19 protein-coding genes and 1 riboswitch are annotated in these 15,818 nt (G+C 73.2%); of the genes, 11 read left to right on the plus strand and 8 right to left on the minus strand.

The genetic code is table 11. The annotated features are described in order from the left end of the window. The first annotated feature begins 1 nt into the window (after position 1). The 6 genes from MILUP08_RS27400 to MILUP08_RS36145 all read left to right on the plus strand — a co-directional run bounded on the left by MILUP08_RS27400 (position 2) and on the right by MILUP08_RS36145 (position 3,119). Complete coding sequence (locus MILUP08_RS27400; RefSeq protein ID WP_007463901.1) at positions 2 to 874, plus strand: metal ABC transporter permease; 873 nt, start codon at positions 2 to 4, stop codon at positions 872 to 874. A 36-nt stretch (positions 875 to 910) separates the two neighbouring features. Continuing rightward, entirely contained in the window at positions 911 to 1,210 is a 300-nt protein-coding gene (locus MILUP08_RS27405) for an ArsR/SmtB family transcription factor (protein ID WP_007463903.1), read from the plus strand. Continuing rightward, positions 1,207 to 1,605 (plus strand): Fur family transcriptional regulator, encoded by a 399-nt coding sequence (locus tag MILUP08_RS27410; protein WP_007463905.1) that lies wholly within the window; start codon positions 1,207 to 1,209, stop codon positions 1,603 to 1,605. Before MILUP08_RS27405 ends, MILUP08_RS27410 begins: the two co-directional genes overlap by 4 nt. A gap of 4 nt (positions 1,606 to 1,609) precedes the next feature. Further along, entirely contained in the window at positions 1,610 to 2,053 is a 444-nt protein-coding gene (locus MILUP08_RS27415) for a GNAT family N-acetyltransferase (protein ID WP_007463906.1), read from the plus strand. Positions 2,054 to 2,140: 87 nt separating this feature from the next. Continuing rightward, on the plus strand, positions 2,141 to 2,749 hold the full coding sequence (locus tag MILUP08_RS27420) for a hypothetical protein (RefSeq protein ID WP_007463908.1): 609 nt from the start codon (positions 2,141 to 2,143) through the stop codon (positions 2,747 to 2,749). Between the two features lie 202 nt (positions 2,750 to 2,951). Then, positions 2,952 to 3,119, plus strand: coding sequence for a hypothetical protein (locus MILUP08_RS36145; protein WP_007463909.1), 168 nt, complete (start codon positions 2,952 to 2,954; stop codon positions 3,117 to 3,119). A gap of 76 nt (positions 3,120 to 3,195) precedes the next feature. Here the strand turns inward: MILUP08_RS36145 and MILUP08_RS27425 are convergent, their stop codons facing one another. From MILUP08_RS27425 to MILUP08_RS27445, 5 genes are all read right to left on the minus strand, one after another. Continuing rightward, entirely contained in the window at positions 3,196 to 5,202 is a 2,007-nt protein-coding gene (locus MILUP08_RS27425; RefSeq protein ID WP_007463911.1) for an acyl-CoA dehydrogenase family protein, read from the minus strand. Between the two features lie 150 nt (positions 5,203 to 5,352). Then, entirely contained in the window at positions 5,353 to 5,856 is a 504-nt protein-coding gene (locus MILUP08_RS27430) for a DUF6328 family protein (RefSeq protein WP_007463913.1), read from the minus strand. A gap of 401 nt (positions 5,857 to 6,257) precedes the next feature. After that, positions 6,258 to 7,007, minus strand: a complete 750-nt coding sequence (locus MILUP08_RS27435; RefSeq protein ID WP_007463916.1) for a sugar isomerase domain-containing protein — start codon at positions 7,005 to 7,007, stop codon at positions 6,258 to 6,260. Further along, positions 7,004 to 7,810, minus strand: coding sequence for an AAC(3) family N-acetyltransferase (locus tag MILUP08_RS27440; RefSeq protein ID WP_007463918.1), 807 nt, complete (start codon positions 7,808 to 7,810; stop codon positions 7,004 to 7,006). Before MILUP08_RS27440 ends, MILUP08_RS27435 begins: the two co-directional genes overlap by 4 nt. A gap of 68 nt (positions 7,811 to 7,878) precedes the next feature. Next, positions 7,879 to 8,709, minus strand: coding sequence for an alpha/beta fold hydrolase (locus MILUP08_RS27445; RefSeq protein WP_007463919.1), 831 nt, complete (start codon positions 8,707 to 8,709; stop codon positions 7,879 to 7,881). A gap of 108 nt (positions 8,710 to 8,817) precedes the next feature. Continuing rightward, a riboswitch (TPP riboswitch) is annotated at positions 8,818 to 8,922 on the plus strand. Between the two features lie 77 nt (positions 8,923 to 8,999). Here MILUP08_RS27445 and MILUP08_RS27450 point away from each other — a divergent pair. From MILUP08_RS27450 to MILUP08_RS27460, 3 genes are all read left to right on the plus strand, one after another. Beyond that, the gene (locus MILUP08_RS27450; protein ID WP_039906707.1) at positions 9,000 to 9,587 is read left to right on the plus strand and encodes an ECF transporter S component; all 588 of its coding nucleotides are present in this window, start codon (positions 9,000 to 9,002) and stop codon (positions 9,585 to 9,587) included. A 132-nt stretch (positions 9,588 to 9,719) separates the two neighbouring features. Beyond that, complete coding sequence (locus MILUP08_RS27455; protein ID WP_007463921.1) at positions 9,720 to 11,141, plus strand: ABC transporter ATP-binding protein; 1,422 nt, start codon at positions 9,720 to 9,722, stop codon at positions 11,139 to 11,141. Further along, positions 11,138 to 11,938 (plus strand): energy-coupling factor transporter transmembrane component T family protein, encoded by an 801-nt coding sequence (locus MILUP08_RS27460; RefSeq protein ID WP_007463922.1) that lies wholly within the window; start codon positions 11,138 to 11,140, stop codon positions 11,936 to 11,938. The genes MILUP08_RS27455 and MILUP08_RS27460 overlap by 4 nt, the downstream gene beginning before the upstream one ends. Before the next feature lie 137 nt (positions 11,939 to 12,075). Here MILUP08_RS27460 and MILUP08_RS35585 read toward each other — a convergent pair whose 3' ends face one another. Then, positions 12,076 to 12,525 (minus strand): hypothetical protein, encoded by a 450-nt coding sequence (locus tag MILUP08_RS35585; RefSeq protein ID WP_007463924.1) that lies wholly within the window; start codon positions 12,523 to 12,525, stop codon positions 12,076 to 12,078. Positions 12,526 to 12,817: 292 nt separating this feature from the next. Here MILUP08_RS35585 and MILUP08_RS27470 point away from each other — a divergent pair, with 292 nt between their 5' ends. Beyond that, complete coding sequence (locus MILUP08_RS27470; protein ID WP_007463926.1) at positions 12,818 to 13,153, plus strand: MTH1187 family thiamine-binding protein; 336 nt, start codon at positions 12,818 to 12,820, stop codon at positions 13,151 to 13,153. A gap of 85 nt (positions 13,154 to 13,238) precedes the next feature. Beyond that, positions 13,239 to 14,681 (plus strand): NADP-dependent phosphogluconate dehydrogenase, encoded by a 1,443-nt coding sequence (gndA, locus tag MILUP08_RS27475; RefSeq protein ID WP_007463928.1) that lies wholly within the window; start codon positions 13,239 to 13,241, stop codon positions 14,679 to 14,681. Between the two features lie 131 nt (positions 14,682 to 14,812). On the opposite strand, the gene MILUP08_RS27480 is transcribed toward gndA, so the two are convergent. Next, positions 14,813 to 15,574 (minus strand): pirin family protein, encoded by a 762-nt coding sequence (locus tag MILUP08_RS27480; RefSeq protein WP_007463930.1) that lies wholly within the window; start codon positions 15,572 to 15,574, stop codon positions 14,813 to 14,815. Next, on the minus strand, positions 15,571 to 15,771 hold the full coding sequence (locus MILUP08_RS27485) for a thioredoxin reductase (protein WP_237747199.1): 201 nt from the start codon (positions 15,769 to 15,771) through the stop codon (positions 15,571 to 15,573). The genes MILUP08_RS27480 and MILUP08_RS27485 overlap by 4 nt, the downstream gene beginning before the upstream one ends. Positions 15,772 to 15,818 lie beyond the last annotated feature (47 nt).

A 15,818-nucleotide genomic window follows, 5' to 3' on the forward strand; every position in this document is an offset into this window, starting at 1 on the left:
AATGGAACTCTTCCAGTACCCCTACATGCAGCGCGCCCTCATCGGCGCGTTGGTGATCGGCCTGGCCGCGCCGGCGCTCGGCATCTACCTGGTGCAGCGCCGACTGACGCTGATCGGCGACGGCATCGGGCACGTGGCGTTGACGGGCGTCGGCGCCGGCCTGCTCCTCAACCGCTCGCCGGTGCTGGTGGCGGTCATCGTCGCCACGGTCGGCGCGATCGCCATCGAGGTCGTCCGCGCTCGCGGGCGGACCTCCGGCGACCTGGCCCTGGCGCTGCTCTTCTACGGCGGCATCGCCGGCGGCGTACTGCTGGTCGGCCTGTCGGACGCGACGAGCGCCAACCTCAACGCCTACCTGTTCGGGTCGCTGCTCTCCACCTCGACCAGCGACCTGATCACCGTCGGAGTGCTCGGCGCGGCGATCCTGATCACCATGATCGTGCTGCGGCCGGCGCTCTTCGCGATCAGCCACGACGAGGAGTACGCCCGCGTCTCCGGCCTGCCGGTGCGCACCCTCAACCTGCTGATCGCGGTCACCACCGCGGTCACGGTGACCATCGCGATGCGGGCCGTCGGGGTGTTGCTGATCAGTGCGCTGATGGTGGTTCCGGTGGCCACCGCCCAGCAGATCACCCGGGGCTTCCGCAGCACGATGACCGCCGCGATGGCGCTCGGGTTCTTCGCCGCCGGCTCCGGTGTCTGGGTGGCGGCCACCGCCGACACCCCGCCCGGCGCCTCGGTGGTGCTGCTGGCGATCGCCTCCTTCCTGGTGGTGGCCGTGGCCGGCGCGCTCTGGCGGGCCGTGCGCCGCCGCACCGCGCCGGCCCACGTGCCGGTGCCGGAACCGCACGAGGTCGTGCTCGACCGAGGCTGATCGGCGGATGTCGGTGGTATTGGTTACCGTTGCAAGATGACCAGCGCAACAGGCTACGAGGGTTTCGACGGAGCCAGCGAGCTGCTCCGGGCCCTGTCGGCGCCCATCCGGCTGGCCATCGTCAGCGAGCTCGCCGGCGGCGAGCGATGCGTGCACGAGCTGGTGGAGAAGCTGGGCGCCGCACAACCGCTGGTGTCCCAGCACCTGCGGGTGCTGCGCGGGGCGGGCGTGGTGCGCGGTTCCCGCCGAGGCCGGGAGATCGCCTACAGCCTCGTCGACGAGCACGTCGCGCACATCGTGGCGGACGCGGTCAGCCACGCCGGGGAGGGATCATGAGCGAGAGCGGCGCCGCGGTGCGCAACACCCGGCAGCGCTCGGCGGTGAGCGCGCTGCTGGGCGAGATGGAGGGCTTCCACAGCGCCCAGGACCTGCACGCGATGCTCCGGCAGCGCGGTGAGCGGGTCGGCCTGACGACTGTCTACCGCACCCTCCAAGGGCTCGCCGACGCGGGCGAGATCGACGTGATGCGTCCACCGGGCGGCGAGCACCTCTACCGCCGGTGCAGCGAGGGGCACCACCACCACCTGGTCTGCCGGGCCTGCGGGCGCACCGTCGAGGTCGCCGGCCCCGCGGTGGAGAGCTGGGCCGACCGGGTCGCCGCCCAGCACGGGTACGCCGACGTCAGCCACACCCTGGAGATCTTCGGCACCTGCCCGGCCTGCGTCCACTGACGCCGTGACCGACCTTCAGTTCACGCCGGTGCGGCCGACGGCCGGCGACCCGGCCCTGCTCGACTGGCAACACATCCACAATTCGATCATCCCCACGGCTCCGCTGTCGGCCGACGAGATCGTCGCTCGCGCCCAGCGCAACATCCTGGAGGTCGCGTACGCCGACGGGGTGCCGGTGGGCTGCTCGACCGTACGACCCCCGACCTCCGACGCCGCGACCGTGATCGCGCGAGTCGTGCCCGGCAGTCGCCGACGCGGCTACGGGGAGCAGATCTACCAGCGCGGGCTGGCACGGGCCCGAAAGCTCGGCGCGGAGGTCATCGAGACCGTCGTCCTGGCGTCCAACGACGAGGGCCTGCGGTTCGCCAGCCGGCACGGCTTCGTCGAGATCGAGCGGTACGTCCTGCCGGGTGACACCGTCGCATTCGTGGACCTGCGACTCGCCTGACTGTGACCGCCGCTGTTGTCGGCCGGATCGCCCCGGCCACCGATCGACGGGTGCCCCGGCGGAGCGGTTCGTGGCACGCTGTCCGGCGTGAAGATCTACGCCGATCGGTTTCCGACCGCCGTCCGCCAGTTGCTCACCGACCTGCTCGTCGTCGCCTGGGTGTACGTCGCGATCCGCGCCGCGCTCTGGCTGCACGATCTGGTGCAGAAGCTCGCCGTACCCGGGCAGAAGCTGGAGGGCGCCGGCAGTGGCCTCGCCGACAACCTCGCCGACGCCGGCGGCAAGGTCCGGCGGGTGCCGCTTGTCGGTGACGAGCTGACCGCGCCCTTCCAGCGGGCCGCCGACGCCGCCCGAGGGCTCGCCGACGCCGGCCGCGACCAGCAGCACCTGGTCGACCAGCTCGCCCTCGCCCTCACCGTCGCGGTGCTGATCTTCCCGCTCGGCCTGGTGCTGTTCGGTTGGCTGCCGCTGCGGCTGCGCTGGATGCGCCGGGCCGGATCGGCCGCGAAGCTGGCCGCCGGGCCGGCCGGGCGGGACCTGCTCGCCCTGCGCGCGCTTGCCACCCAGCCGCTGGGCCGGCTGACCCGCATCGCGCCGGACGTCGCCGAGGCGTGGCGACGAGGCGACGACGCCACCGTCGACGCCCTGGCCGCGTTGGAGCTGCGCCAACTCGGCCTGCGCAGCCGGGGCCGTTGAGGTGAGCGCGTCCCGTCCGGGCGCCGCTGGTCACCCGCCCTCTCATGATCAAGTGATGAGGAGTAGGTCTGAGAGCCGCTCCTGACCTACTTTCCATCACCTGATCAACGAACACCGCCGCGCCGCCCCGCGCGAACATTCCCGGCGGCCACGCCCACTGCGCCAACTCGGCCTGCGCAGCCGGGGCCGTTAAGGTCTTCGGGTGTTCTACTTCCTGATCGTCATCGCCGTGCTGCTGCTCGGCTACGCCGCCGTCCTGGTCTCCTTCGTACGCCGGGGCAAGAAGATCCCGCCCGCGGCGTACCTGGCCCTCGCCGGGCTCAACGGCCTGATCCTGGCGGGCGTGCTGGCCTGGGCGGTCTCCCGCTAACCGTGCCTCGGTCAGCAGACGACGCCCCGGCCGCGCCTCAGGACAGCCGCCCGACACGGCGGACGGGCGGCCCGGATCACGGCTTCGGCGGGATGCGGCGGCGGACGTCCTCGGCGGTGGACGGGCCGGGCGACCAGCGGGCCACCCAGGGCAACTCGTCGGACGGGGTGACGACGCCCTCCTCCAGGCCCGCGTAGCGGCCGGCGAGGATCCGCTTGGCGGCGGCGGTGTCGACGGAGTCGGTGTTGTCCCAGAGTGCGGCGAACAGCGCGTCCACCCGGACCCGGGCCTGCCGGCAGAACAGGTCGGCCAGCTCGACGTTCTCCGGCCGCGTGTCGCGCTCGGCGGACGCCCGGACGCAGACGGCGGACATCGCGAACAGCTCCGCGCCGATGTCCACCACACGCCCCAGGAACGCCTGCTTGCGCTCCATCTTTCCCTGCCAGCGGGACATCGCGTAGAACGTCGACCGGGCCAGCTTGCGCGACGACCGTTCCACCTGCCGCAGGTGCGCCGCCAGGGGGCCGAACTTGGCGTACGCCGACGGGCTCTGGCCCCTGCCGACCGCGAGGGTGGGCAGCCACCTCGCGTAGAACGCGCCCGCGCGGGCGCCGGCGCGCGCCTTGCGGCCGAGCCCGGCGTCCGGGTCGATGATGTCGCCGGCCACCGACAGGTGGGCGTCGACCGCCTCCCGGGCGATCAACAGGTGCATGATCTCGGTCGAGCCCTCGAAGATCCGGTTGATCCGCAGGTCGCGGAGCACCTGCTCGACGTTGGCCGGGCGTTCCCCGCGGGCGGCCAGCGAGTCGGCCGTCTCGTAGCCGCGCCCGCCCCGGATCTGGATCAGCTCGTCGGCGATCTTCCAGGCCATCTCGCTGGCGTACAGCTTGACCAGCGCCGCCTCGATCCGGATGTCGTTGCGGTCGTCGTCGGCGAGCAGGCAGCACAGGTCGAGCATGGTCTCCATGCCGTACGTGGTGGCGGCGATGAAGGAGAGCTTCTGGGCGACCGCCTCGTGCTCACCCACCGGCCGGCCCCACTGGACGCGGTCGGCGGCCCACCCCCGCGCCACGTTCAACGACCACTTGCCGGCGCCCACGCACATGGCCGGCAGCGAGAGCCGGCCGGTGTTCAGCGTGGTCAGGGCGATCTTGAGCCCCCTGCCCTCGCCGCCGATGACGTTCTCCGCCGGCACGAACACGTCGTGGAACCGGGTCAGGCTGTTCTCCAGACCGCGGAGGCCGACGAACTCGTTGCGCCGTTCCACGGTGATGCCCGCGCTGTCGCCGTCCACCACGAACGCGGTGATCCCGCCGCGCCGACCCTCGGCGGCCGGCACCCGGGCCATCACCACCAGCAGGGTGGCGACGATGCCGTTGGTGGCCCAGAGCTTCACCCCGTTGAGCCGGTAGCCGGTGCCGTCCTCGGTCGGCTCCGCGGTGGTGGCGAGCCGGGCCGGGTCGGAGCCGACGTCCGGCTCGGTGAGCAGGAACGCGGAGACCTCGCCCGCGGCGAGCCGGGGCAGGAAGCGCTGCTTCTGCTCGGCGGTGCCGAACATCTTCAGCGGCTGCGGCACCCCGATCGACTGGTGGGCCGAGAGCAACGCGCCGATCGCCGGGCTGACCGAGCCGGCCAGCATCAGAGCCCGGCAGTAGTGCAGGTTGCTCAGCCCGAGGCCGCCGTACTTCCGGTCGATCTTCATGCCGAACGCGCCGAGGTCGGCCAGGCCGTGGAACACGGAGTCCGGAATGGAGGCGTCCCGCTCGATGGCGGCGCCGTCCACCTCGGAGGTGAGGAACTCGCGGAACCGGCCGAGGAACTCCTCGCCCCGCGCCACGTCGTCCGGGTCGGAGCGCGGCCACGGGTCGATGAGGTCGAGCCGGAACCGCCCGAGGAACAGCTCCTTGCCGAAGCTGGGCCGGTCCCAGGTGGACTCACGGGCGGCCTCGGCGACCCGCCGGGCCTCCTTCTCGGAGACCTGCCCGGCCTCGCTGGGCAACGGGGCCGCCGCGCCTGCGGTGTCGGCCGCGGATTCGGAGTCGGGACCGTCCGGTGCCGGTCGGCCGTTCTGCGTCGTGGTCACGGCTGCCCCCTCGAAGCTCGCTGCGGCTGCGGCTGTCGCGCGTCCCCCGGCGGCCGGCCGGTGCGGCGCGGACCGCGTCGACGTGCGTGACTACCGTCACGCTACCCCCGGTTGTTACCCAGGGGTAGCGCTGCGTGCGGATCGACGTGCTCAGCGACCGCCGGCCGCATCCGGGTCGTCGTCCTCGTCGTCGATGTCGTCGTCGCCCCAGTTACGCCTCGCGAACGGCAGGATCACCCAGAACATGAGGAACCAGAGCCCGGCCAGCACACTGAGCACGAACGCGATCGGCCGGTCCAGCACGAAATCGGTGATCAGCAGCACCGCGCTGACCATCGCGATCAGCATGAAGGCGAGGCCGCCGGTGGCCATCCGGTGCGCGAACCGCACCAGCTCCGGCTTGCGCCCCTGGCGGAACAGCGCCCGGTGGAACGCCACCGGCGAGATGATCAGCGCGGTGGCGGCGGCCGCGGCGAGCAGCGCGACGATGTAGACGTCCCGCTGGAACTCGGTGGTCCGGGTGAACCCGTTGCTGAACGGCAGGGTGAGCAGGAAGGCGAAGAGGATCTGCACGCCGGTCTGCGCGACCCGCAGCTCCTGCAACAGGTCGGCGAAGTTGCGCTGCCAGCGCTGCTTCTCGGTCTCCTTGGACACGCGCTACCTCCGGTCGAACGCTACTGCCGGCGGTCCCGGCCGCCGGCAGCAACGCCAATGCCCCACCCGGCCGAGCGCGAAACAGGTTCAGGACACGTCCCGGCCATCTCCCGGTCGCCCGCCGGTCACCGCCCGTTCGCCGGCATCGAGGGGCCGCCCGCGCCCCGCCGCCGCCCCGCCGCCGCCCCGCCGCCCGCCATCGGCGCCGCCATCCAGGCCGCCCGCGCCGCCCGTCGTCCACGCCGCCAGTCGTCCATGCCGCCAGTCGTGACTGCCGCCCGCCATCCGCGGCACCGCTACCCGCGCCGCCCGCGCCGCTACCCGCGCCGCCCGCGCCGCTAAGCGCTCCGCCCGCGCCGCTACCCGCGCCGCTACCCGCGCCGCCCGCGCGCCGCCGGGTGTCAGGAGCCGCGGCGGATCCGGCCGGCGTACCGGGCCTCCAGGGCCGTGTTGTGCGCGTCGCCGTCCGGGATGTTCGCCGAGAGGTAGACCGGAGGCCGCTCCCCCGCCGCCAGCAACCGGGCGACCACCTCGACGGTGATCTGCTGCGCCAGCAGCGCCGCCGTGATCGACGAGACCGCACCGACCGCACCACCACCGGGCAGCGGCAGCGTCGCGTCCCCGTACGGCGCGCCGTTGTCGAGCACCACGTCGGCGAGGTCGGCCAGCTTGCGCCCGGACGGGTGGCGGGACGTCATCCGTCCGGAGTGCTGCGCCGAGGTGATCGCCACCAGCGGGTGGCCATGCTCCTTGACCAGCGTGGCGAACTCGACCATCGCGCCGTTGACCCCCGAGTTCGAGGCGAGCACGAAGACGTCGGCGGGCCGTACCGGGGCCAGCTCCCAGAGCCGGTGCGCGACCGCCGGATCCCGCTCGAGCAGCGGCCCGAGACGCTCGGCCGGTTCGCCGCCGAGCAGCACCAGGTCACGCAGCGCGATCCGGTTGGTGGGCACGAGGCCACCCGCCCGACCGGCGATCTCCATGGCGAGGGCCTCCGAGTGCCCGGTGCCGAAGGCGTGCACCACCCCGTCGGCGCGTACCGCTTCGGCGATCAGATCGGCCGCCCGCCCCACCGCCTCCCGTTGGCTGGCGGACACCCGTCCGATCGTCTCGGTCACCACTGCCAGGTAGTCCTCGGCACTCACGCTCATGCGTCCTCCGTCGTCCGGTTGCGGGCCATCCACTGCACCGCGAAGTCGACAGCCGCCCGCTGGCGTACCAACCTCCCCGTCCCGGCGCCCACCGGGCCGGAGCGCACCGCCCCGGTGGCCTCCAGGTCCCCGCCCAACGCGCCGAAGTCGCTCGCGTCGATCCGGACGTCCTGCCACCACACCCACTCGCGGCCCCCGTCGGCAGTGCGCACCGCCGCGCCCAACCGCTCGCGGGCCGGCGCGGGGCGGCGGTACTCGGCCAGGTGCAGCGAGGTGTTGACGGCGTGGTCCACCCCGAGCAGCAGCACGTCGGCGTCCAGGTCGTAGAGCCGGGCCAGCGGAGAGCCCTCGCCGAGCATGTCGGCCAGGGCGTGCCCGGTGACCACCTGCTCCGCCGTCGGCCCGAGCGCGGCGAACGACACGTGGGGATGCGGGCTGCGCAGCGCGGCGGGCCAGCAGCGGACCGTCTCGGCGAACACGCCCATGTGCCGGCTCGGCGTGACCGCCGGATCGAAGCCCGGCATCTCGGCGCGGATCAGCGGCCACCAGTCCACCGGCACCGGCGGGTTGCGCCACTGCGCCGGGTCACTGTTGTCGGGAGTGTGGGTGGGCACCACGATCGTGCCGTCCGGGCCGAGCGCGTCGCGCAGGGCGAGCACCAGCGCCTGCGGCCCACCGCAGACGAAACCCAGCGGGCGCATCCCGGCGTGCACCAGCACCGTCGAGCCGGGGCGTACACCCAGCAGGCGCAGCTGCGCGGCGATCGAGCGACGGGTGCCCGGCCCGCCGACGAGCGTCGTCACGACGCTCGTCCGGCCGGCGCTCGTCCGCCCGGCACGGTTCGGCTCGGCGCTCGTCCGCCCGGCACGGCTCAGGCCGTCCCGGCGACCCGGGCCAGGACCGCCTCGGCCAGCGCGGCGGGCGCGGCGTCCGGGATCCAGTGGCTCACCCCGGGCAGCGGTACGAAGCGGTAGTCACCAGTGACATTGGCGGCGCACGCCTCGGCGGCGGTCCGCCCGATGGCGATGTCCCGGTCGCTCCAGACGTAGGTGGTGGGCACGGCGACCGGACCGACGGCGGCCAGGTCGGCGCGGGACATGGCCCGGTACCAGTTCAGGGCGGCGGTGAGCGCGCCCGGTTCCCGCATCGGGTCGGCGTAGCGGTCCACCCGGGGCCTGTCGCCCACCCCGCCGAGCATCCTGCGCAGCGCCGTCGCGTGCCACGCCAGCAGCACCTTCTCGGCCTTGCCCGGCTTGCGGAACAGCGCGATGTACGACGAGCGGGCCTTCTGCTCGGTGTCGGTGCCGAGGGCGTGCGCCATGGCCGCCGGGTGCGGCACGGACACCGCGGTCAACGTACGGACCCGCTCGGGGTGCGCGGCGGCCACCGCCCAGGCCACGATCGCGCCCCAGTCGTGGCCGACCAGGTGGACGGCGTCCACACCGAGCGCGTCGAGCACCGCCACCACGTCGGCGACAAGTTCGGGAATCCGGTACGCGGCCACCGCCTCCGGCCGGGCACCCGGCGAGTAGCCCCGCTGGTCCAGCGCGTACGTGCGCAGCCCGGCGGCGTGCAGTGCCGGCACGACCTCGTCCCACTCGCCGCTGTGCTGCGGGAAGCCGTGCAGAAGGAGGACGGGGACGCCGTCGGAGGGGCCGCCGGTGCGTACCTCGAACGTGAGACCTCGCGCGTCGACCTGCATGATCGTCAGCCTACCCAGCCGGGGCCGTGCCGGTCCGGATGCGCGGGCGGCCCGGATGCCCTGCTGGGCCGTTACCCCTGGTCGGTGCTAGCGTCAGCGAGACAACTTCACATCCGACAGGGGAGCGCACAGCGCTGAGAGTGCGGGCACGCCCGCAGACCCTCGAACCTGATCTGGGTAATGCCAGCGCAGGGAGTTCGGTCGACCTCCAGCCGCGCCGTGAGTCCGGTGCCACCGGACGCGCGGCGTGCGTCTTCTCCTGGTTCGTTCCACTGAACTGGGAGCACAGCATGGACAACACCTCAAGCCGTTGGCGCACCATCGACATCGTGGTCGCCTCGGTGATCGCGGTCGCCTTCGGCGTCATCTTCTGGGCCTGGGGCCTGGTCTGGAGCGCCACCGAGGGCGCGTTCGCCTTCTTCCCGCCCGCGCAGACGCTGATCTACGGCGTCTGGCTGCTGCCGGCCGTGGTCGGCGGCCTGGTCATCCGCAAGCCCGGCGCCGCCCTCTACTGCGAGACGGTGGCCGCTGTCGTCTCCGCGCTGCTGGGCAGCCAGTGGGCCGGCACGGTGATCCCCCAGGGCATCGTGCAGGGCCTCGGGGCCGAGCTGGCGTTCGCCGCCTTCCGGTACCGGTCGTTCCGGCTGCCGACCGCCGTGCTCGCCGGAGCGTTGACCGGTCTCAGTGCGGCGCTGTTCGACTTCTTCGTCTGGAACGTCGACTACGCGCTGGGCGACTACCGCATCCCGTACGCCCTGCTCACCATCGTCAGCTCCACGATCATCGCCGGCGTGGGCGGCTGGCTGCTCACCCGCGCCCTGGCCAACACCGGCGCCCTGGACCGCTTCCCCGCAGGCCGAAACCGAGCCCTGATCTAACCCCCCCCACCCCCCGACCCCCCGACCCCTCCGCGTCGATCATGAGGTTGACGGGCGGATGGATCTCCACAACCACCGTCAACCTCATGATCAACCGTGCAGGGTGGAGCTGAGGCCCGGGAGGGGGTGGGTGTGGTGGGAGGCGGGGTCTTGTTGCGGGGGTTCGGGTGGCGGCATGCCGGGCGGCGGGCCTGGGCTCTGCGCGGGGTGGATCTGCGGGTCGAGGCCGGGGAGCGGGTCTTGCTGCTCGGGCCCTCGGGGGCCGGCAAGAGCACGCTGCTCAGCGCGCTGGCCGGCCTGCTGCCCGACGACTCCGGCGAGCAGGAGGGCACCGTCGAGATCGACGGGCTCGACCCCCGCAAGGCGCGGGAACGGGTCGGCATCGTCTTCCAGGACCCACAGAGCCAACTGGTGATGGCGCGCAGCGGCGACGACGTCGCGTTCGGGTTGGAGAACCGGGGCGTGCCGACGGAGGAGATCTGGCCCCGGGTCGACGAGGCGCTGCGGCGGGTCGGTTTCCCGTACCCCCGCGACCGCAGCACGGCCGCGCTCTCCGGCGGCGAGCAGCAACGCCTCGCCCTGGCCGGCGCGCTGGCCCTGCGGCCCGGTCTGCTGCTGCTCGACGAGCCGACCGCCAACCTCGACCCGGACGGGGCCGCCCTGGTCCGGGGCGCGGTGGCCGGCGCGCTGGACGCCGACACCACGCTGATCCTCGTCGAACACCGGGTCGCCGAGGCACTGCCACTTGTCGACCGGGTGGTCGTCCTGGAACCCGGCGGCGGGGTCCGCGCGGACGGGACGCCCGACGCGGTCTTCGCCGCGCACGGCGCCGCCCTCGCCGCCGAGGGCGTCTGGGTGCCCGGTCACCCCATCGCGCCCCGCAGGGCCACGGCCACCCCCGGCGACGTGCTGCTCACCGCCGACCGGCTCGGCCTGCCGTCCCGGCTGGGCCCCACCGACCTGGCGGTACGCGCCGGAGAGGCCCTCGCCGTACGCGGACCCAACGGCGCCGGCAAGTCCACCCTGGCGCTGCTGCTCGGCGGCCTGCTCAAACCGGGCACCGGCCGCGTCACCGCCTCGGTCGAGTTGGCCGGAGCGGATCACCGCACTCCCCCGCACCGCTGGCGAGCGCCCGCGCTGGCCCGGCGGATCGGGTCGGTCTTCCAGGATCCGGAGCACCAGTTCGTCACCGGCACCGTCTTCGACGAGCTGGCGCTCGGGCCACGCCGGACGGGTCAACCCGAGGCCACCGTCCGGGAGACCACCACGGAGCTGCTGGACCGTCTGCGGCTGACCCGGCTCGCGGCGGCCAACCCGTACACCCTCTCCGGCGGGGAGGCGCGGCGGCTGAGCGTGGCGACGGCCCTGGCCACGGCGCCCCGCCTGCTGATCTGCGACGAACCGACCTTCGGGCAGGACCGGCGCACGTGGCGGGAGCTGGTCGACCTCTTCGCCGACCTGCGCGACGCCGGGCACGGCGTGGTCACTGTGACCCACGACCTGGACTTCGTCGCCGCGGTCGCCGACCGGACCGTGACCCTGGAGCGCGGATGATCAGCATCGAGCCGGTGGCCGTGCCCGGCGCCCCGCTGGCCCGTCGCAACCCGGTGGCGAAGGTGGCCGCCGCGCTTGTCTTCTCGTTCACCCTGCTGGCGACGCTCGACCCGGTGGCGCCGGCGATCGCCATCGCTGTCGAACTCGCCGTCCTGCCGCTGTTCGGCGTCCGCTACCGGGTGCTGGCCCGGCGGGCCCTGCCCCTGCTGCTCAGCGCCACCGGCATTCTGGTCACCCTGGTGCTGTTCGCCGCCGACCAGTCCGGCCGGGTCCTGCTGGACGTCGGACCGGTGCTGGTGAGCACCGGCGTGCTGCGCACCGCTCTCGGCCTGGTGCTGCGGATCTTCGCGGTGGCCCTGCCCGGCGTGATCGTCTTCGCCACCACCGACCCGACCGACCTGGCGGACGCGCTGATCCAGAACGCGAAGGCGCCGGCGCGGTTCGCCATCGGCGCGCTGGCCGCGTTCCGCCTGGTGCCACTGCTCGGCCAGGAATGGCAGATGATCAGCATGGCCCGGCGGGCCCGCGGCGTCGACGCCGGACGCAACCCGGTGGCGAAGCTGCGGCTGTTCACGTCCACGGCGTTCGCGCTGCTGGTCGGGGCGATCCGCCGAGGAACCCGGCTGGCCGTCGCGATGGACGCGCGCGGGTTCGACGGCGACACACCCCGTACCGTCGCCCGACGCCAGCGCTTCGGCCTCGCCGACGCGCTGCTGATCGCCGGGTCGGCCGCGCTGGCCGGTGCAGCCCTGACGACAAGCGTGCTCCTCGGCACCTTCCGCCCCCTGATCGGCTGATCCTCTCCACACCTCCGCGACACACGCGCGATGATCCACTCCATATCGCCGACGTGGGGGCATCCAGATGCCCGGATACCCCCAACGTCGCCGACCTTGAGTGGATCAACCGCCCGGCCGCCCCGGTGCGGGGCTGGTCAGCTGCGTCGGAAGGCGTAGCGGCGCGGTTGACCGGCCCGCTGGCTCTTGCCGCCCATCGATCGGGCTCCACCGGCCTGCGGTGGTCCGGCCTTCGGCGCCGGAGGCCGCCCCGCCGCCGAGGGGTCGACCACCGGGGGCAAGGCTGGCGCCGCCGGCACGTCCACCACCGCAGGCACGTCGACCACCACCGGTACGTCGACGGCCGCTCGCACCTCCGCGGCGGCCGGCGCGTCGACCGCCGCCGGCACGTCCACAGCCAGCGCCGGCTCGACAAGTGCGATCGGTTCGGTCAGCGCCACCGGCAGCGCCGGCTCGACCAGTGCGACCGGTTCGACCGGGGGGTCCGGGCGGGTGGGTGCGAGCGGGCCGCGGTCGGCCGCGGGGTCGATGCCCAGCGGGCTCGACGCGGGGGTACGGGTCTTCTTCGGATTGCGCCTGGCAGGCATCCGGGCCTCCTTCGGTGCCGACCGTCCCGGCGGTCCCGCGCTCCGGCGGTCGGTCGAATCGGCTGGTGACAGTCGCAGCGCGACTGTCGAATGGGGAAGGGACTGCTCGTCGGGGGTCGGGCCGGGTCGACACCGCCGAACGGTGGACGGAGACGCGCGACGCCCGGGAGCGCACGGACCGCGATCGCGGGGCGGCGGGCCGGCTCGGGAAGAGGGGCGTCAGTTACGCATGCCCGAACCCTAACCACCGCCGGACCGGACACGCACCCGATTTTCCTGGCACGATCGGCGCATGCTGATCGCGTTCTCGATCACCCCGCTCGGTGGGGGCGACTCCGTGGGTGACCTGGTTGCCGAGGCGGTACGGGTGGTCCGCGAGTCCGGGTTGCCCAACCGGACCGATGCCATGTTCACCACCGTCGAGGGCGAGTGGGACGAGGTGATGGCGGTGGTGAAGCGGGCGGTCGACGTGGTGGCCGCGCAGGCGCCCCGGGTGAGCGTCGTCCTGAAGGCGGACGTCCGGCCCGGTGTCACCGACGCGCTCACCGCGAAGGTGGCGCGTGTGGAGGATCGACTGGCCGGTCGGGACGGGGACGCGCCGGGCGGACGGGCCGCGACCAGGCAGTGACCCGCCGTGGGACGACGTGCCCACGATGCCGCGCGCCGCGATACGGTCGCAGCAGGAAGTTCGACGGCGAGAGGTGGCGGCACGAATGGCTGAGCAGGCGACGGCGCAGATCGGCGTGACCGGGCTGGCGGTGATGGGCCGGAACGTGGCCCGCAACCTGGCCCGCAACGGCTTCACCGTGGCGGTGCACAACCGGTCTCCGGAGCGCACCCGAAGCCTCGTCGCCGAGCACGGTGACGAGGGCACCTTCGTGCCGGGTGAGTCGATGGCCGACTTCGTGGCGTCGCTGGAGCGGCCGCGCGCGGTGATCGTGATGGTCAAGGCCGGTGCGCCCACCGACGCCGTGATCGACGAGTTGGTGCCGCTGCTGGACGAGGGCGACATCATCGTCGACTGCGGCAACGCCCACTTCGCCGACACCCGCCGTCGGGAGGAGGCGCTGCGCGCGCAGGGGCTGCACTTCAGCGGCACCGGCGTCTCCGGTGGCGAGGAGGGCGCGCTGCTCGGGCCGAGCATCATGCCGGGCGGTTCCGCCGAGTCGTACGCGAAGCTCGGGCCGATGTTCGAGAAGATCGCGGCCCAGGTGGACGGCGTGCCGTGCTGCACGCACGTCGGGCCGGACGGCGCCGGGCACTTCGTCAAGATGGTGCACAACGGCATCGAGTACGCCGACATGCAGCTCATCGCCGAGGCGTACGACCTGCTCCGGGCCGGCCTGGGCGCGAAGCCGGCGGAGATCGCGGAGATCTTCCGCGACTGGAACGGCGGCGAGCTGGAGTCGTTCCTCATCGAGATCACCGCCGACGTGCTCGCGCACACCGACGCGGCGACCGGCCGGGCGTTCGTCGACGTCGTGCAGGACCGGGCCGAGCAGAAGGGCACCGGTCGGTGGACGGTGCAGAGCGCCCTCGACCTCGGCATTCCGATCACCGGGATCGCCGAGGCGACGTTCGCCCGCTCGCTGTCCGGGCACGTCGACCAGCGCGAGGCCGCCCGCCGGGCCTTCCCGGACGCGGGTGAGCAGTGGCAGGTCGCCGACCGGGACGCGTTCGTGGAGGACGTCCGCCGGGCGCTGCTCGCTTCCAAGATCGTCGCGTACGCGCAGGGCTTCGACCACATCCGGGCCGGCAGCCAGGAGTTCAACTGGGACATCGACCTCGGTGGCACGGCGACCATCTGGCGGGGCGGCTGCATCATCCGCGCCCGCTTCCTGGACCGCATCCGCGAGGCGTACGACGAGCAGCCCGACCTGCCGACGCTGCTGGTGGCGCCGTACTTCGCCGAGGCGGTCGCGGCCGGCGTGCCGAGCTGGCGACGGGTCGTGGCCGACGCGGCCCGGGCGGGTGTGCCGACGCCGGCGTTCTCGTCGTCGCTCGCGTACTTCGACGCGCTGCGCGCCGAGCGGCTGCCCGCCGCGCTGATCCAGGGCCTGCGGGACAACTTCGGCGCGCACACCTACCAGCGCGTCGACCGCGAGGGCTCGTTCCACACCACCTGGGCCGGCGACAAGACCGAGTCCCCGGCGTAACGCGCCACGCCGCACAACGCGCGCCGCACGGCGCGCTTCATGATCGTGCTGGATGCGGGATGTGGTGGCCTCACCGTTCGGCTAGGCCACCACATCCTTGTTCGTGTGGGGTCACCGAGGGCGGGACGGCGTCAGGCGACTGTCGCGTGCATCTCCCAGACGAGGATCTCGGCCGGCTCGTCGGCTGTCACCCGCCGGCCGCCGGTCATGGTGAGCCGGGCGGCGTCGCCGGTGCCGAGCGGGCCGCTGTCCTCCAGGGTCACCGTGCCGTTCGGCACGTACAGGTGCACGAAGGGCGCGTCCGGGAGGGTGATCTCGTCGCCGGGGCCGAGTCGGGCGGCGTGCAGCGTCGCGTACCGGTTGCGGATCCGGATCGCGGACGCGCCGTCGTAGCGGTCCATCCCGGAGGCGATCGGCACCAGGCCGCCGCGCAGCAACTCGTCCTCGATCTCCAACTGCTCGTAGCCGGGGTCGACGCCCTGCTCGTCGGGGAGCACCCACATCTGCACGAAGTGCACGGGGTCGCTGTGCGGCTCCTGGTTGTCGAGCCGCCAGGCGTCGTTCTTCTCCGAGTGCAGGATGCCCGTGCCAGCGCTCATCCGCTGCGCCAGGCCCGGGTAGATCACTCCCGAGTGGCCTGTGGAGTCCTGGTGCACGAGCGAGCCGCGCAGCACCCAGGTGACGATCTCCATGTCCTCGTGCGGATGGGTCTCGAAGCCGGCGCCCGGCCGGACCACGTCGTCGTTGTTGACAAGCAGCAGCCCGTGGTGGGTGTTGGCCGGGTCGTAGTGCCGGGAGAACGAGAAGGAGTGCTTGGAGTCCAACCAGGAGATGCGGGTGGCGAACCGGTCGTCGGCGCGACGCAGGTCGACCGACGGCGCGGGTGCGGTCACCAGGCACGCTGCCCGGTGTCGGCCGTCGACGGCGCCCAGGTCAGGGCCGGCTCGCCGGTGGCCAGCTCGGCGATCTCACCGGTACGCAGCTGCGGCGTGTGACCGAACTCGGCGCAGTGCTGCTCGGCGATCTCGGCGCAGATCTCGGCGACCTGTTCGCAGATCGGGTCACCCAGATCGGCCGCGTTCAACGCCATGATCATCTTGTATCGGAGATCCCGCACATCCACCCCCAGCCGCCGAG

Origin of the sequence: Micromonospora lupini str. Lupac 08 (assembly GCF_000297395.2) — a bacterium.
Taxonomy (GTDB): domain Bacteria; phylum Actinomycetota; class Actinomycetes; order Mycobacteriales; family Micromonosporaceae; genus Micromonospora; species Micromonospora lupini.

What these genes read in the sequence shown, in the direction of transcription:
- MILUP08_RS27400 (WP_007463901.1), top strand. Translation starts at nt 2, where the DNA reads ATGGAACTCTTCCAGTACCCCTACATGCAGCGCGCCCTCATCGGCGCG.
- MILUP08_RS27405 (WP_007463903.1), top strand. Translation starts at nt 911, where the DNA reads ATGACCAGCGCAACAGGCTACGAGGGTTTCGACGGAGCCAGCGAGCTG.
- MILUP08_RS27410 (WP_007463905.1), top strand. Translation starts at nt 1,207, where the DNA reads ATGAGCGAGAGCGGCGCCGCGGTGCGCAACACCCGGCAGCGCTCGGCG.
- MILUP08_RS27435 (WP_007463916.1), bottom strand. Translation starts at nt 7,007, where the DNA reads ATGAGCGTGAGTGCCGAGGACTACCTGGCAGTGGTGACCGAGACGATC.
- MILUP08_RS27445 (WP_007463919.1), bottom strand. Translation starts at nt 8,709, where the DNA reads ATGCAGGTCGACGCGCGAGGTCTCACGTTCGAGGTACGCACCGGCGGC.
- MILUP08_RS27450 (WP_039906707.1), top strand. Translation starts at nt 9,000, where the DNA reads ATGGACAACACCTCAAGCCGTTGGCGCACCATCGACATCGTGGTCGCC.
- MILUP08_RS27460 (WP_007463922.1), top strand. Translation starts at nt 11,138, where the DNA reads ATGATCAGCATCGAGCCGGTGGCCGTGCCCGGCGCCCCGCTGGCCCGT.
- MILUP08_RS35585 (WP_007463924.1), bottom strand. Translation starts at nt 12,525, where the DNA reads ATGCCTGCCAGGCGCAATCCGAAGAAGACCCGTACCCCCGCGTCGAGC.
- MILUP08_RS27470 (WP_007463926.1), top strand. Translation starts at nt 12,818, where the DNA reads ATGCTGATCGCGTTCTCGATCACCCCGCTCGGTGGGGGCGACTCCGTG.
- gndA (WP_007463928.1), top strand. Translation starts at nt 13,239, where the DNA reads ATGGCTGAGCAGGCGACGGCGCAGATCGGCGTGACCGGGCTGGCGGTG.
- MILUP08_RS27485 (WP_237747199.1), bottom strand. Translation starts at nt 15,771, where the DNA reads ATGGCGTTGAACGCGGCCGATCTGGGTGACCCGATCTGCGAACAGGTC.